The 16144-nt window shown below is 50.6% G+C and carries 11 protein-coding genes; 8 read left to right on the top strand and 3 right to left on the bottom strand.

Going from position 1 to position 16144, the window contains the following annotated elements:
- The first annotated feature begins 71 nt into the window (after positions 1-71).
- From INR38_RS01555 to INR38_RS01590, 8 genes are all read left to right on the top strand, one after another.
- Positions 72-440: a DUF2304 domain-containing protein gene (locus INR38_RS01555; protein WP_071957223.1), complete on the top strand. Its 369-nt coding sequence runs from the start codon at positions 72-74 to the stop codon at positions 438-440.
- Positions 437-1870, top strand: coding sequence for a mannose-1-phosphate guanylyltransferase/mannose-6-phosphate isomerase (locus INR38_RS01560; protein WP_207441676.1), 1434 nt, complete (start codon positions 437-439; stop codon positions 1868-1870). Before INR38_RS01555 ends, INR38_RS01560 begins: the two co-directional genes overlap by 4 nt.
- 21 nt (positions 1871-1891) lie before the next feature.
- Complete coding sequence (locus INR38_RS01565) at positions 1892-2710, top strand: ABC transporter permease (protein ID WP_207441679.1); 819 nt, start codon at positions 1892-1894, stop codon at positions 2708-2710.
- On the top strand, positions 2700-4025 hold the full coding sequence (locus tag INR38_RS01570) for an ABC transporter ATP-binding protein (RefSeq protein WP_207441680.1): 1326 nt from the start codon (positions 2700-2702) through the stop codon (positions 4023-4025). Before INR38_RS01565 ends, INR38_RS01570 begins: the two co-directional genes overlap by 11 nt.
- On the top strand, positions 4022-7177 hold the full coding sequence (locus INR38_RS01575; RefSeq protein WP_207441682.1) for a glycosyltransferase: 3156 nt from the start codon (positions 4022-4024) through the stop codon (positions 7175-7177). Before INR38_RS01570 ends, INR38_RS01575 begins: the two co-directional genes overlap by 4 nt.
- A gap of 2 nt (positions 7178-7179) precedes the next feature.
- Positions 7180-8295 (top strand): UDP-N-acetylglucosamine 2-epimerase (non-hydrolyzing), encoded by a 1116-nt coding sequence (gene wecB, locus INR38_RS01580; protein ID WP_207441791.1) that lies wholly within the window; start codon positions 7180-7182, stop codon positions 8293-8295.
- Positions 8295-9554, top strand: a complete 1260-nt coding sequence (locus tag INR38_RS01585; protein WP_207441684.1) for a glycosyltransferase — start codon at positions 8295-8297, stop codon at positions 9552-9554. Before wecB ends, INR38_RS01585 begins: the two co-directional genes overlap by 1 nt.
- Positions 9555-9615: 61 nt before the next feature.
- On the top strand, positions 9616-10794 hold the full coding sequence (locus INR38_RS01590; protein WP_207441686.1) for a glycosyltransferase family 1 protein: 1179 nt from the start codon (positions 9616-9618) through the stop codon (positions 10792-10794).
- A gap of 25 nt (positions 10795-10819) precedes the next feature.
- Here INR38_RS01590 and INR38_RS01595 read toward each other — a convergent pair whose 3' ends face one another.
- The 3 genes from INR38_RS01595 to metK all read right to left on the bottom strand — a co-directional run bounded on the left by INR38_RS01595 (position 10820) and on the right by metK (position 16096).
- On the bottom strand, positions 10820-12649 hold the full coding sequence (locus tag INR38_RS01595) for a glycosyltransferase (protein ID WP_207441688.1): 1830 nt from the start codon (positions 12647-12649) through the stop codon (positions 10820-10822).
- Positions 12650-12661: 12 nt separating this feature from the next.
- The gene (locus INR38_RS01600; RefSeq protein ID WP_207441690.1) at positions 12662-14671 is read right to left on the bottom strand and encodes a tetratricopeptide repeat protein; all 2010 of its coding nucleotides are present in this window, start codon (positions 14669-14671) and stop codon (positions 12662-12664) included.
- Positions 14672-14914: 243 nt separating this feature from the next.
- Positions 14915-16096: a methionine adenosyltransferase gene (gene metK / locus INR38_RS01605; RefSeq protein WP_012207402.1), complete on the bottom strand. Its 1182-nt coding sequence runs from the start codon at positions 16094-16096 to the stop codon at positions 14915-14917.
- Positions 16097-16144: the final 48 nt, after the last annotated feature.

A 16144-nucleotide genomic window follows, 5' to 3' on the forward strand; every position in this document is an offset into this window, starting at 1 on the left:
GCCACTGCGCTGCTTTCAGGCGTGCCCTGCTTCAACCGAACAGACTCATTCGGTGGCTCTTGATTATCAATATGGCATCCCTTCAGGTAACAACAACTTTTATGGGTATGGGTTTGGCTGCGCTGATTCTGTACCTGATCCGGCGCGACCATCTCTACCTCATGCACGGGCTGCTCTGGGTGATCGTTGCCGTGGCTGCCGTCGTGCTGGGCGTCTGGCCCGGGATGATCAACCGCCTGGCAGCGGTGCTGGGCATCAGCTATCCACCAGCCATGCTGCTGCTGCTGGTCAGCATCGTCCTGCTCATCAAGGCCCTGCATGCCGACATGGTCAACACCCGCATTGAGCGCGATGTGCGGCGGTTGAATCAGCGGTTGGCGATGGTGGAGGCTGATGCTGAGGATTTGCACCAGTCTCTTTCCAACAAGACCCCGTCATGAGCACACCCTTGCTTCCCGTCATCTTTTGTGGCGGATCTGGAACCCGCCTGTGGCCACTGTCCCGTGAGAGCCACCCAAAGCAATATCTGGCGCTCCATGGGGACGGAATCTCAATGTTGCAGAAAACTGCCAGGCGCTTGGATGGCATGGCCGAACATATCTCGAAGGCTGCTCCCGTCGTGATATGCAATAACGAGCACCGCTTTTTGGCGGCGCAACAGCTGCAGGAGGCCGGAATAGAAGGCTCCAAGCTGGTGTTGGAGCCCGTTGGTCGAAACACTGCCCCGGCCTTGACCCTGGCGGCACTGGTCGCAGAGCCTGAAACCGTCATGCTGGCCATGCCTGTAGATCACGTCATTACCAGGCTTTCGGAATTTCATGAGGCCGTGGCTGTGGCTTGGCAACTTGCCAAGGATGGCGCCATGGTCACGTTTGGCATTACACCCAGCCGTCCAGAGACTGGGTATGGCTATATACAGAAAGCAGAAGCCGTCGATTGCGGCGCGTTCGAGATACGCAGCTTTACTGAAAAGCCCAACCGTGAATTGGCCGAAAATTATCTGCGAAGCGGCGACTATCTTTGGAACAGCGGCCTTTTCATGGTGCGGGCAGACCAATGGCTCAAGGCTGTCGCAGAGCTGCAGCCGCAGATGCTGCATGCTTGCCAAGCCTCGTTAATTCAGAGCAGCCAAGATATGGACTTCATACGCCCCCATGGCGAGCTCTTCGCCAGTTGCCCTTCCAAATCGATCGACTACGCAGTAATGGAACATCTACCAGGCAACAAAGCTCTGGGAATTCTTGCTTCGGTGGTTCCGATGGATGCGGGCTGGTCCGACCTGGGAGCCTGGGACTCTCTTTGGGACGTGTTGCCGCGTGATGCATGTGGCAATGCCCATGTAGGCCACACGCTGGCCATTGATACTAATGACAGCCTTCTCTTCTCGGAGAACTGCCTCGTGACTACCGTTGGAGTGGACAACCTTATCGTTGTAGAAACTCCAGATGCCATCCTAGTGGCTGACAAGCGAAGGAGTCAGGATGTGAAAAAGATCGCCACAGAATTGAAGGCCCAAAGGCGTGAACTTGGCGCCTCGCGTCGCAAGGTGCATCGTCCTTGGGGCTGGTACGGCAGCATAGACCGCGGTGAGCGTTTTCAAGTCAAGCGAATTGTTGTCAACCCAGGAGCCAGGCTCAGTCTGCAGATGCACTATCACCGGGCTGAGCATTGGATCGTAGTGAAGGGAACTGCCGAAGTGACCAATGGAGACAGGACTTTCTTGTTGGGAGAAAACGAGTCCACCTTCATCCCTCTTGGCAAGGTTCACCTTTTAGCAAATCCAGGGAAATTACCGCTTGAGATTATCGAAGTGCAATCGGGCGCCTATTTGGATGAGGACGATATTGTTCGTATTCAAAGCGAATATTAGCCTTGCAAGAGTCAATTATGTATGCGTAAAGACAGTATCGATATGCTCGCTCCCCTAAAAATATTATTGAATTATCGAGTGCTTATCGTAGATCTGGCTAAGAGGGAAGTGGTTAGTCGTTACAAAGGGTCGATTGCAGGCTTGCTTTGGTCTTTTCTAAATCCACTATTGATGCTGGCTGTCTACACGTTTGTATTTGGCATGGTATTTCAATCCCAATGGCCAGGTGGTAGTGGATCAAAAGCAGAGTTTGCATTGGTGTTGTTTGCTGGGTTAATAATATTTGGCTTATTCTCGGAAGTGATCAGTCGTGCACCGGTGCTTATTGTAGGTAATATTAATTACGTAAAGAAGATAATTTTCCCAATTGAAATATTGCCATATATCGCTTTGGCCTCAGCTTTTTTCCAATTTTTGGTGAGTACTTTGGTGTGGCTGATATTTTATATGTTGTTCTTTGGATTTCCGCACGCAAGTATTGTGCTGTTGCCAATTACTCTTTTGCCATTGATGTTGCTCACTTTGGGGGTCTCGTGGACGCTTGCATCACTAGGGGTCTACATCCGAGACACGCCGCAGTTTGTTGTCGTCATGGTTACAGTATTAATGTTCCTGTCCCCTGTTTTTTATTCGACTGCTTCAATTCCTGTTGAGTACCGGAAATTGCTAGAAATAAATCCGCTGACATTCTCAATAGAAACTGCTCGTGACGTGATGCTGTGGGGTAAATCCATTAAATGGGTGGCATGGTTTCAGCAAACTTTCGTGTCCGCATTTGTGTTCTGGATGGGATTTGCTTGGTTTCAAAAAACCAAGGGGGGATTCTCTGATGTCCTTTAAATCAATCATCGAAATTGAAAATGTCAGCAAGTGCTACGAGATTTATAAAAAGCCGATTGATCGGTTGAAGCAATATGCCGCATTGGGAATGGAGGCTATTAATCAATGTCCTGCCAAAAAACATTATCGTGAGTTTTGGGCGCTGAAAAATGTTTCTTTTAAAATTGGCAAGGGTGAAACGGTTGGTATTATTGGCCAGAATGGCAGTGGAAAATCTACATTGTTGCAAATTATTTGCGGCACATTAAAACCAACCAGTGGTCGCATTAAAGTGAATGGCCGCATTGCTGCGCTGTTGGAACTGGGTGCTGGATTCAATCCGGAGTTTACTGGGCGCGAGAATGCATATTTGAATGCGGCAATTCTAGGAATTCCTCGTGAAGCCATGGAGTCGCGAATGCAAGATGTTCTGGAATTTTCGGAATTAGGGGATTTCCTTGAGCAACCAGTCAAAACCTATTCCAGCGGCATGTACGCACGCTTGGCCTTTGCAGTTGCTATTCATGTGGATCCTGAGATCTTGATTGTCGACGAGGCGTTGGCTGTTGGAGATGCTCGCTTCATTGCTAAATGCATTCGTCGTATCAAGGATATACAAGCGCAAGGCACTTCCATCTTGTTCGTGAGCCACGATGTTGGCTCTGTCCGAACCTTGTGCCAGCGAGCTATTTGGATCAATCAGGGTAAGCTGATTGATGATGGAGATGTTTTTCCAGTTACTGGCCAGTATATGGCCTATATGTTTCGCGATGATGTGACTCAAGAGCAAGAAAAAATGCAGGATGAAGGTGTTGCTGCAGGCATACCTAAATTATCAAATCAAATAGCCTTTCCTTGTTTCAATAAAGATGATTGTCTAAAGCCCATCAACCATTGGGGTTCTGAGGTCGGTATTGTGAAATACGCAGAGCTTCTAGATGCCAGTCAAGTCAGAAAGAATGTTTATATTTGGGGCGAGTCACTCAAGGTTATTATAGAAGTAGCACTACCTTCTCATTTGCCTAAAGAGAATATCAGCTTGGCATTTTCGATCAAAGATCTAAAAGGAACAGATTTGATTGTGTCTACCACGCATGATTTCACCAAGCTTGATTTCTCAACAGGAGAGCACTTTAGGGTATCTTTTGATTTTACCAATCACCTTACAGCGGGAAAATATCTCTTGGTTGTGGCTGTGGAAAATAGGGAAAACAGAGATATTCACTACTATGAATATATAGAGGGAGTACAGTACTTTGCCTCCGAATCAGATCGGCGCCTATTTGGGGTATTTCAGCCATCTATCACACAATCGTCCATCCAGCTAGCACCATGACTACAGATGAGAAAATCAATTCTCAACATTATTGGGATATGCGTTTTTCCACTGATTGGGAGAAAATGAGTGGCCCTGCCCAATCAAGAGAATTCTCTTGGCTTGCTGTAAAACAATTGCCGGAATGGATTTTTCTAACCCTGCAGCGAGATTCTTTGACATTGGTAGATTGGGGGTGCGCACAAGGAGATGGTGCCGACGTATGGGCGAGCCATATGCCAGTCGAAAATATCTGTGGAGTGGATTTTTCTGCTACAGCGATAGAACAGGCGTGCAAGAGATATCCTGCCATCAATTTCAAGTGCCAGAACTGGCTCGGCTCAAGCCAAGACTCTTTTGAGACTTACGATATCGTTTTTTCATCGAATACGCTGGAGCATTTCTCCAGTCCCTATGACGTATTGCGGCGTCTAACTGAGCGAGCCAGAAAAGCTGTGGTGCTGTTACTTCCTTACCAGGAGGTCCATAGGATTGATGAGCATGAGTTCACTTTTCTCGCGAAAAATATCCCAAATAAACTGCCCAACGATTTCTCGCTGGTATGGAGTAAGGTTTCTGGACCTCATCAATTTTGGGCAGGGGAGCAAATACTATTAATTTACGGGCAAGACCAATGGATTGCCGAGCAGAAGCTGACGCTACATGATGTTTTTATAGATAAGAATAATGTAAATAATCCAAACGATGAAATATACCGCCACTACGAAGAAATTGCTGAACTGAAGCAGCGTTTAAAAAATCTTGAAGAAAGTAGCCAACGCGCACAGGCCGAAGCTGAAAGGCGATTGGCTGATGTCATCCACATCAGTCAAGAAGCACAAGTTGAACTTGAGAGGCGGTTGATGAATGCGACCCATACCAGTAAAAGTGCACAAGCTACTATCGAAATACTTGAAAAATCCATCGTTGAACACTTAGATCAATCTGAGAAATATCAAAAAATAGTTGCGAATCATGAAATAGAGATAAATTCCACAGCCTTAGCTGCAGAGGAGACGCATCAAGCGATGCGCCAAGCCAATGATGAATTGCAAAAGTGTCTTGTTTCATGTGATGCCGAAATTGAGAAACTGCAAAAGGAACTCCGAAATTTCAGGACATCTGCTTCTTGGCGTATCACCCGGCCATTACGAGCGACTTATTCACATATTAGCAAACTAGGGACGCCATTTTTTCTCAAGTTACCTCCGGATATCAGGCGCAATATCTTGCATAAGATCAATCCAACAGCACACCCTATTGATCTACAGCAGCAGATATCGTTGGCAACGGCATCCACGTCAGTTCTTTCAAGATATCCAAAGCAGAACCATAAGGGGTGTTATATAGTAGATCAAGCCCTTTTAGAGGATGATTTGGTTATCATTGCTGGGGTGCCTTTTGATGATATCGGTGGCGGGCAGCGTTCAGCACAACTGGCTCGCTGTGCTTTGAAAACTGGGCGCCGAGTCACCTATATATATATCCATAAGAAGTTTGATTTCGAATTCAATGCCTATGTTGAATCCGATATTTCTCTTTATGGATTGAATCATGTGCATATAGAAGACATTTCTCCAGATGCACTGCTTAAAAATATTTCCAGTAATGCAACTCTTTTGGTGGAGTTGCCTCATTATGCTGCTTTGGAATATCTTGATATATTCAACATCTGCGGTATGCGCACTGTATTTGAATTAATAGATGATTGGGAGACAAGTCTTGGAGGTGATTGGTTTAATAGGGATGTTTACTGCGAGTTTGTAAATAAATCTCAAATTGTGGTTGGTACTGCAAAGCTCTTGGTTTATCGCCTCAATAATTTAGGTCGTGACGATGCCTTGTATCTGCCCAACGCTGCGAATGAGTATCTTTTCGATCGGTATAAAAATTACGCATGCCCTGATGATCTTCCGAGAAATGGAGGTGTAGGACTATATTTTGGATCGCTTTATGGTGAGTGGTTTGCTTGGGATTTCCTTGAAGAAGCTGCGCGCAAAAATCCCAGTATCAACTTTGTGCTGATCGGTGATCGTCCACAAAGAGAGAATCTTCCAGAAAACATTTGCTTTTTGGGCTCTAAGCGCATTGAGGATTTGCCTGCATATTTGGCGTACTCGGATTTCTGCTTGCTTCCATTTACTCCGGGGAAGATCTCTGATGCTGTATCTCCCATTAAAGTCTTTGAGTATTTGTTTGCCGGTAAGCCTGTCATTTCCACTGATTTACCGGAAATAAATGGATACCCTGGATTGATGATTGAGAAAAATCCAGAAGATTTTGCCCTGGCTTGCGCTAAGGTCATGCATCTGGATGATCTTATGTTCAAGGAAGATGGGGATCGGTTTGTTTGGGAGAATTCATGGTTTTCTCGGCTCGATGCCATCACTGCAAAGCCGGAAATCACAAATTTTCGACATTCAGTTAGCGTTGTCATTCTTATACATAACAATCGAAAAATTATCGAGCGTACACTAACTTCTTTGCTATACCATTGCTCTGCATATATCAAAGAATTGATTGTTGTAGACAACTGCAGTACTGACAATGGAGCTGAATTTGTTCGAGAAAAATTCCCCTCGATACGAGTCATTCCGAACCCCGTAAATGGTTGTGCATCCGGACGTAATTTAGGAGTCGCGGCTGCGACCGGAAAATATATTTCCTTCTTTGATTCTGATCAGTGGTTTACGTCGTCAAGCTGCTTTGAAGAGGCGCTCTCTATTCTGAATCGTGACGCCAATATCGGTGCTGTTGGATGGGCTGCAGGTTGGTTTGATGCTAATCGAACGGATTTTGGTGGAATGATCACGGACTACTGCCAAAATCGTGCCATGAATGAGAAGGCTATTCGTGAAGGCTATCGATCAGATATTGCATATTTGGGTACTGGAGGATTTTTTACGCGAACGGCAGTGATTAGATCTACCCAAGGGTTTGATACCGCTTACGACCCAACTTGCTTTGAAGATACGGACATTTCACTCCAAATAAAGCAACTGGGTCTGGATATTTGTTATCGCGACCTGACCGGCATTCGTCATCAACCCCATCAAACTACAAACGCCAGTGCTGGCTCTGATTCTTATGCAAATCTCTTTAAAAGAAATGCTGACTATTTCAGAGAGAAGTGGAAGCATCGAAGCGATTTTTTTATTGATTACACCGAGTGAAATTGTCTAATATTAATGCGTCGAAAAAGAATATTCTTTGTGTCGTAGGAACTCGTCCGGAAGCTATTAAGATGGCCCCAGTTATCATTGCTCTTAAAAAAGAGCCATGGGCACGGGTCCGCGTATTAGCTACGGCACAGCACCGCCAGATGCTAGATCAGGTATTGGACTTTTTCGGGGTGAAGCCTGATATCGATTTGAATATTATGCGGCCAAATCAAGCGCTGACAGAACTCACGGGGCGTTTGCTCTTGGAGTTGGATGTGGTGCTAAAAGAAGAGAAGCCTGACGTCGTATTGGTTCAAGGGGATACGACCACGGTAATGACTGTTGCCTTGGCTTGTTTTTATCATGGAATTTCAATTGGGCATGTTGAGGCCGGTCTGCGTACATGGGATATACGGAACCCTTTCCCAGAAGAAGCAAATCGTATAATTGCTGGAAAACTTGCCCGCTGGCATTTCGCTCCAACAGAAGAATCAAGAAAGAATCTTCTTAGGGACGGGATCGCGGATAACGATATTATCGTGACAGGCAATACGGTCATCGATGCACTGTTGGAGACCGCTGAAAAGAAATTGGAGATGGGTTTACCTGTAGATCCTGAGAAACGTGTTGTGCTTGTTACTTCGCATCGCAGAGAAAATTTTGGTGAACCATTTAGGAGTATTTGTCGTGCCTTGAAGATATTGGCTCGAAGAAATCCTGAGGTTCAATTCCTTTTTCCTGTTCATCCAAATCCAAACGTAAAAGATATTGCTTACGAGTTTTTGAGTCAAGAACCCAACTTCCTTCTTTGCGAGCCATTGGATTACGCGCCTTTTATTGCAGCAATGAAGAGAGCGATCCTAATCTTGACTGATTCCGGAGGAGTTCAGGAAGAGGCTCCTGCACTTGGAAAGCCTGTGCTTGTGTTGCGTGAGGAAACAGAGCGCCCTGAAGCCGTTGCTGAAGGAGTTGTGGAATTGGTGGGAACTGATAGTGAGCATATTGTTCAAAGAGTGCAGTGCTTGCTAGATGACGAAACGGAATACAAGAAAATGGCGCGAGGTGTTTCTCCATACGGAGATGGAAAGGCCGCTCAAAGAATAGTTGCCGTTCTGAGAGAGCAAGCTTAGTGAAAGTATTGCTTATTGCTTATGAGTTTCCTCCAATATTGGCTGCCCAGGCATTGCGTTGGTTTTATTTGTCTAATGAGCTAGTCGATATTGGTGTAGACATCCATGTCGTATGTCCAGATATTTCGACAGAAAACGCGTTTCCCATGGATATGGATGCGCGTATTACTATCCATCGAGTCTGGCCAGGGCCTTTTATCGGATTTGGCCAGAGATTGGCAGGAGATGTCTGGAGAAATAATAAAGCTGGGAATGGCCGAAATGCGTCAAAGCCATCTCGGCTATTTCAGGCTTATCGAATAGTCCGATCGATTTTGAATGCTATTTTTTATCCGGATGTGAGGTCTGAATGGTATCCTTTCGCACTTCAAAAGATAAAGAAGTTGTTGAGGGATGAGAAATTCGATGCCGTAATAAGCTCACATGAGCCGGGTGTTGATATTTTTGTTGGAAATTATGCCCGTAAATTGGGGATTCCTTGGATTATTGACATGGGTGATCCATTGCTAACCCCATACTCGCCAAAATGGAGGCGAGGAATTGATCTGAAAGTGGAGCGAAAGGTTATTCACTCAGCCTCTTCCATCTGGGTCACGGCTGGCAGTGTGTTGGACTTGTTGATAAGTCGTCATGGTGCCAGTGTCGAGAGAAAAATATCAGTATTGCCTCAAGGTTTTTCGTATAGGCGAGTAGGTCGGAAAACTAAAGAGGATGAACAACGCTTTCTTCTGGTGTTTACAGGAAATTTCTACAGAGATTTCAGGAATCCGTTAGAGTTGGCAAAGGCGCTTGTTGGATTACAGGATCTGGCAATATTTTTTGTAATTGCTGGGGATAATTCTGAATTTGAGCCCATGTTTCAAGGGATTTCCGGTGTTGAGTTTGCCGGGAAAAAAAGTCATTTTGAGTGTCTTGAGTTGCAAAGACAAGCAGATGTACTAGTGAATATTGGGAATGTCCAAAGCTACCAGATTCCAGGAAAAATATATGAATATCTGGGTGCTGAGAAGGCCATACTACACATAAAGACTGCTGAAGATTTTGACCCTGGTGTCGAACTTTTGGAAGAGACAGGTTCAGGGATTGTTGTGAAAAATTGCAGCAGACAAATTGAGGCTGTGCTAAGAGATATGTATAGGCAATGGACAGATAATCCAGAGCAACTGACTGATGGGCGAAAAGAAGATGTTATTAAGGCTCATTCTTGGAGTCATCGAGCTCGCACTTGTGAGGAACTATTGAAAGAAATATTGCATTGACACTGATTGCTCCGATGGGGTAATAGATTTTTAATATATTCTGGCGTCAGATAATGCTCTTATGAGACTTGATGTAATTTTTGCTGCTGATGCGCTTCGCCCACCACTGACTGGTATAGGGCGATATACTTATGAGCTGGCGAAGCGGCTGAGTTGTCATGAGGGTATTGATAGATTACGGTATTTTTCTTCCGGGCGGTGGGTTGATGATCCCATGGCTGCTTTGGAAACCCTCGCCCCTTTGAAATTGTCCTTGATTAAGACCAAAGCGGCGCTGCGGGATAGGGTTGCGGGAAGTAGATTGGCTGTTCGTTTATACAAAAGGATCACTCCTGCCCTTTTTGGATGGCGGCTGCGTGGAAATGAAGGGTGTGTATATCATTCGCCTAATTATATTGTTCCGAATTTCAGTGGTAGGACTGTAAGCACGATACACGATCTATCTCATATCCTTTATCCGAATTTTCATCCCCAGGTTCGTGTTGAATATATGAATATGGCTTTGGGTGAAAGCTTGGCGAGGACAGATCATGTAATTACGGTATCCGAGACTGTTCGCCAGGAAGTGCTGGCGCATGGACTGATGTCACCAGAACAAGTGACCGCAATACATTTGGCGGCGGGTAGTGATTTTCGACCTCATACATCAGAGATGCTAGACTCTGTAATGAATGCGTTGGGGCTTAGGTCTGGGAGGTATAGTCTATTTGTCGGTACCATAGAGCCACGGAAAAATATCCAACGCCTTGTTGAGGCGTATGGAATGCTACCCAAAGAGGTGCGGCACAATTGGCCTTTGGTGATTGCGGGGGGCAGTGGCTGGAACTCTAATGCGATTCACTTGTGCCTTGCAAAAGCACGGGCCCAGGGTTGGTTGCAATACATATCCTATGTTGACCAAAGTTGGCTTCCGGCATTGTATGCTGGGGCGCGATTGATGGTCTATCCATCACTTTATGAAGGTTTTGGATTACCTATTGTGGAGGCAATGGCGAGTGGCACCCCAGTGCTCACATCCAACGTTTCCTGCATGCCAGAGATTGCCGGAGGTGCCGCTAGACTGGTGAATCCCTTGAATCTGGAAGAAATATTATTTGGCCTTCAGGGCTGCCTGACTGATGAACACTGGCAAAGGCAGGCGCGAACCTTAGGGTTGGCGCGATCTGGTCAAATGTCTTGGGCTCAATGCTCTGAGCGAACAATAGAAATTTATGCCAAGGTGGCTCAATTGGTTCAATAAATCAGCGGGAGGGATGAAGTGGATTTCACGTATCCCTGCCATGTGCAATACTCAGTAATGAAGATACAGCTACATATCTCACTGCATTGCCCCATGATCTGAAGATTTTCGACCGATTGATTTTTGCAGTATGTAGTGGCAGTGCAACCTCTGCAACCTGTAGTCCCTGTCTGCGCATAAGCAGCAGCGCGCCGATGTCTTGATAGTCAAGCATCGTGGCCTCCGTAGAGGCTGCTACCTCCAATGCTGGACGGTTGTACAACCGGAACCCGGACACAAAATCGCGCAGGCCCAAACCCGTCAACCAGCGAAACCATTGCCACGCGATGCGGCGCGCAAGGCTGTTTTGTTCAGCAAAGTAGGCAACGACCATGTCTGCCTTCTGGCGCACGGCCAGAAGTGCGGGAAGTTCCTCCACCTCGTAGCGGCCCTCGGCGTCGATGGTGACGACGGTCTGGAAGCCATGGGTCTGCGCATAGCGCAATCCTGTCTGCAAACTGCCCCAATTGGTCATGGCCAGCAAAGGGCGCAGCACCCGGGCGCCGCATTGCTCGGCTTCATGGCAGGTGGCATCGGTGCTGCGGTTGTCCACGACAAGCACGGTTGCATCGACCAGGGCATGGACCCTGCGGATGAGATGGGTTATTTCGGCCTCGTTGTTGCGCGTGGAAATGACGACCAGCAGGTCCTGACCCACTCTGGCCGGGCGGTTGTCGGGTGCCAGGCTGCGATAGTGACGCGCCACACTGCGCTCACAGGGGCCAATGCTGAAAAACCGATGCAAGGCCTTGTGGCCTGATTGGCCCAGTCGCTGCCTCAGCTCTTTGTCGTGCTGCAGGCGAGCAATGCTGCTGCGCCAGGCATCGATGTCTTCAAAGGGCACATGCAGGCCGGCGTGGGCATGGCCGACCACCCAGGGCATGCCGGAACCGGGAAGGTCGGTGACCAGGCAGGGTTTGGCGTGCAGCATGGCCTCCAGCAACACGATGCCGAAAGCTTCCGTGCGTTCGCGTGAGGCAAGGCAGAAGATGTCGCACTCTGCAAACAAGGCATGTTTTTCCTCGTCTGACACCGAGCCCACCAGTCGCACACAGGCCTGTCTGCCCTCGGGAGTGCGTTGGCGTATCAGGTTTTCCAGGGATGCACGTAGTTCGCCTTCTCCCGCAATCAGCAGTTCCACGCCGGGCATGGCCGAGACGGCTAGGATCAGGGTCTCGAAGCCTTTGTAGTACGTCAACCGTCCTATGGACAACAGGCGCAACCGGGTGTCGGGCCGCCAGCCTTGACCGTGTTGCAGCGGTGCTGGTTCAGGAAGGGTTTCGAGGTTCAGGCCCAGCGGAACGATCTCGCATTTGCTGCGCCAGGTGCGCAGGGCATTGCTGGCCTCAAGATAGGGCGGCGACGTGGCAAACACCTGCTGAGCGCGCTCCAGCAGGGCCTGTTCGAACGGCCTGTACAGCATGTAGGCCAGGGCCACGGACCACTTGATGTTGGAAACCACCACATCGGAGTGCCAGTGAATGACCCAGGGAACGCGCCTGGCTATCGGCAAGGTGAGGGCCCATAGCGCCGAGTTGTTGGGCAGATGCAGGTGCAGTACGTCGGGCTGAATGCGTTCGATGGCGCGGCCCAGTGCGCGCCGGAATCCGATGGCCATGGGGGCGTAGACCAGATTGAATTGAACCGGCACGCGTTCCAGCCAGAGGGGATCATCTGGCTCCGGATCACCATGGACCAGGGCATGGGCATCTATGCCCTGAGACCGCTGCTCCTGGATCAAGTCGGCAAGAAAGACCTCCATGCCGCCCCGATAGGACGGGAAGAATTTGCCGACGTGGAGTATGCGCAAAGCCATGGCGGAAGGTTTTTACTTCGCAGCCTGAGGTTTGGCCGTTGGTTGCGGATTGAGCTGGCTGCGGATTTGCCTGTATTGAGGATTCTGAGGCTCCCGACGAATGGCTTGGTCGAGGTACTTCAGCGCTTCCGCCATGTTTCCTTGACCGTGGTAAGCCATTGCAAGCCCGTACAGCGCGGGTGCACTGGGGTTTCGAGCGACCAACGGTGTCAGCAACTCCTTGGCTCTGACACTTTCTCCCTTGCCAACAAGGGCCAGGCCCAGCCCGACGATCAGGCGGGGTACATCGGGCGAGGCATTCAGCAGAATCTGAAAATCGCCAACAGCCACTTGATATTGCTGAGCAGCGATGGCAGTTTCCGCGCGCTTGAGGCGCAAGGTTTGCTCCATCTGCTTGGCGTTTTCGGGGTCTTCCGCCGGAGCGGTGAGCGCGATGGTGTATTCCTTGAGCGCTTCACTAGGCTGGCCCATGGCCAAAAGCGCTTCGGCTTTCTGGTAATTCAGGGCCTGGCCCTTGAAACCCTTGGCCTCTGCCGCCCAGAAGGCATTCATCGCCTCGGCAAATTTCTTTTGCTGGGACAGAACGGCACCCATATTGAACAGTGCATTGCCTCCCAAGTCTCCAAGGGCGTTGGCCGTGGCGAAGTCCTGCAGCGCCTGGTCGAGCATGCCCTTGTCTGCATGAGCTGTTCCTACGTTCAGGAAGGCACGGCCGCGTCCCACGGCATTGGCGGGGGCTTTTTTGTCGATTTTTTCGACAGCATCGGCCCAGGATGTGCCTACATCCTGAAGAGAGAGCACGCGCTCGAGAGCCAGGGCTCCGTACACCAGCCCGATGACGATGCCTGCGATGTAGATGGTGCGTGGTTTGACCCCTGTCAGCGCAATGGCCACGAGCCCCGGAATGGCCACCGCCCACAGGTAGCTGCGGTACAGCACGAAGGGATCCTGCAGCCAGACTGTGGCGAATTCAGTGGCATACCAGAGAAGGGGAAACAGAATGCAGAGGGCGACGAGACCGATGATGCCTGGGCGCTTGATCAATGCCCAGATGGCGCAGCCCAGCACGGTGAGATAGCCCATGGCTCCGGCAAGGTGCCATATCGATCCAAAGCCCAGGGGAAATGCCGGTCTCAGGTCGATGGACATCCAGCCCACATATGGAAAGATCCACAGAAATCCATAGGCAAAAAACAGGGCGGCTTCATTGAGGATGCTCAGGGGATAGATCTGAGCGGTGATTCCGGGCCGAAGGGCTTCCAACTGCCTTGCATAGCCTTGGGATTGCTCATCGAAAATCTGGCCCACCAGACTGCCGAAGAAATGAAAGACTGCAGCCGAGGCAATGGCCAACAGCAGCAAGGCCATTCCCACAATGACCATGGCCGCCTTCATGCCGGGGCGCCTGACAAAAATGTAAAGCGGCACCACCATGGCGACTGTCAGAAACGCATGCTCCTTGGACAGTACGGCAAGCACATAGCAGATCAATGCCGTGGCATGCCAGAGAGCGCGCCCGCTCTGAAGCCCACGCACAAAGGTCCAGCATGCCAGTACCGCGAACAGCGTTGCCATGACGATGGAGCGCTGCACCAAGTATCCAACGGCGTAGACCGCGACGGGGTTCAGTGCAAAAAGGATCAGGCCCAACTGCAGGGCTGCATCGCGCGACGCGAGGAAATGGGGCTGCTCCTCGATGTCCTGCGGAAAGCGCGTCTGCGTCAGCAGGGCCTTGAACAGTGCATACAAAGCTGCCACGGTCGCGAGATGCAAGGCGATATTGAAGACGCGCTGCTTCCACCAGCCGGCTCCAAAGAGCTGTTCGATCCAGACGAAGCTGCCATACGACAGCGTGCGCTGTTTGAAGTCCAGCAGGCTGCCGTAGTTGCCGAAAATGGTTGCATCCGCCAGACGCATATCGTCAAACAGCAGCCCGTTGTTCAGGCCGGGCAGATAAACCCCCAATATGGCCAGCGCAAGAAGGGCACTGAAGCAGTAAATCGCTTTGTAGGAGGCAGCCATCGCTTTTTGCCTTGTCTTGTCTTGGATGTGGCAGAGCTTGAGGTTGCCTTGCAGATTGCCTCTCTTGTGGAAAGGTGCAGTCAGTTTATCGGCCGTTAAACCCGATTACTTTGCCTGTTGCGCCAGTTTGGTGCGAGTATTGCGAGAAGGCCTTCGATGAAAAAAGCCCCATGTGCGGCACAGCGCAACATGGGGCCAAAGGCCATCCGTTAGATGGGCGCACGAGCGCCCCTGGCGTTTTGCTTACAGGCCGGCCGCAGCGCGCAGCACGGCTGCCTTGTCCGTCCGCTCCCAGGTGAATTCGGGCTCTTCACGGCCGAAGTGGCCGTAGGCGGCGGTCTTGCTGTAGATGGGGCGCAGCAGGTCCAGCATCTGGATGATGCCCTTGGGGCGCAGGTCGAAGTGGGCGGCCACCAGCTTGGCAATCTCGGCGTCGGGGATGACGCCTGTGCCTTCGGTGTAGACCGTGATGTTCATCGGGCGTGCCACGCCGATGGCGTAGGCCACTTGGATCTGGCACTGGCGTGCCAGGCCGGCGGCCACGATGTTCTTGGCCACGTAGCGCGCGGCGTAGGCGGCGCTGCGGTCCACCTTGGTCGGGTCCTTGCCGCTGAAGGCGCCGCCGCCATGGGGGCAGGCACCGCCGTAGGTGTCAACGATGATCTTGCGGCCGGTCAGGCCGCAGTCACCCTGGGGGCCGCCGACAACGAAGCGGCCCGTGGGGTTGATCAGGTACTTGGTGTCCTGCAGCCACTCGGAGGGCAGCACGGGCTTGATGATTTCCTCGATGATGGCTTCGGTGAAGCTGGCCTTCATCTTGGTGGCGGTTTCCGACTGGTCGGGGCTGTGCTGGGTGGACAGCACCACGGTGTCGATGCTGTGGGGCTTGCCGTCCACGTAGCGCATGGTCACCTGGCTCTTGGCGTCGGGGCGCAGGAAGGGCAGGCGGCCGTCCTTGCGCAGCTGGGCCTGGCGCTCGACGAGGCGGTGCGCGTAGTAGATGGGCGCGGGCATCAGCTCGGGCGTCTCGTCGCAGGCGTAGCCGAACATCAGGCCCTGGTCGCCGGCGCCGGTGTTGAGCTCGTCATCGCTGGCCTTGTCCACGCCCTGGGCGATGTCCTGGCTTTGCTTGTCGTAGGCCACGAGCACGGCGCAGCCCTTGTAGTCGATGCCGTAGTCGGTGTTGTCGTAGCCGATGCGCTTGATGGTGTCGCGTGCGACCTGGATGTAGTCGACGTTTGCGCCGGTGGTGATCTCACCTGCCAAAACCACCAGGCCCGTGTTGGTCAGCGTCTCGGCCGCCACGCGGCTGTACGGGTCTTGGGCGAAAATGGCGTCCAGGATCGCGTCAGAGATCTGGTCAGCCACCTTGTCCGGATGGCCTTCAGAGACGGATTCCGAGGTGAAAAGAAAGTCGTTCGCCATATGAATAAACTCCTTGGTTGCAGCTTTTTTGCTGGGCGCTGCCCAAGC

It is taken from the genome of Delftia sp. SD018, from assembly GCF_017355445.1.
Lineage (GTDB): Bacteria > Pseudomonadota > Gammaproteobacteria > Burkholderiales > Burkholderiaceae_C > Comamonas > Comamonas acidovorans.

What these genes read in the sequence shown, in the direction of transcription:
- INR38_RS01555 (WP_071957223.1), top strand. Translation starts at nt 72, where the DNA reads ATGGCATCCCTTCAGGTAACAACAACTTTTATGGGTATGGGTTTGGCT.
- INR38_RS01560 (WP_207441676.1), top strand. Translation starts at nt 437, where the DNA reads ATGAGCACACCCTTGCTTCCCGTCATCTTTTGTGGCGGATCTGGAACC.
- INR38_RS01565 (WP_207441679.1), top strand. Translation starts at nt 1,892, where the DNA reads ATGCGTAAAGACAGTATCGATATGCTCGCTCCCCTAAAAATATTATTG.
- INR38_RS01570 (WP_207441680.1), top strand. Translation starts at nt 2,700, where the DNA reads ATGTCCTTTAAATCAATCATCGAAATTGAAAATGTCAGCAAGTGCTAC.
- INR38_RS01575 (WP_207441682.1), top strand. Translation starts at nt 4,022, where the DNA reads ATGACTACAGATGAGAAAATCAATTCTCAACATTATTGGGATATGCGT.
- INR38_RS01590 (WP_207441686.1), top strand. Translation starts at nt 9,616, where the DNA reads ATGAGACTTGATGTAATTTTTGCTGCTGATGCGCTTCGCCCACCACTG.
- INR38_RS01595 (WP_207441688.1), bottom strand. Translation starts at nt 12,649, where the DNA reads ATGGCTTTGCGCATACTCCACGTCGGCAAATTCTTCCCGTCCTATCGG.
- INR38_RS01600 (WP_207441690.1), bottom strand. Translation starts at nt 14,671, where the DNA reads ATGGCTGCCTCCTACAAAGCGATTTACTGCTTCAGTGCCCTTCTTGCG.
- metK (WP_012207402.1), bottom strand. Translation starts at nt 16,096, where the DNA reads ATGGCGAACGACTTTCTTTTCACCTCGGAATCCGTCTCTGAAGGCCAT.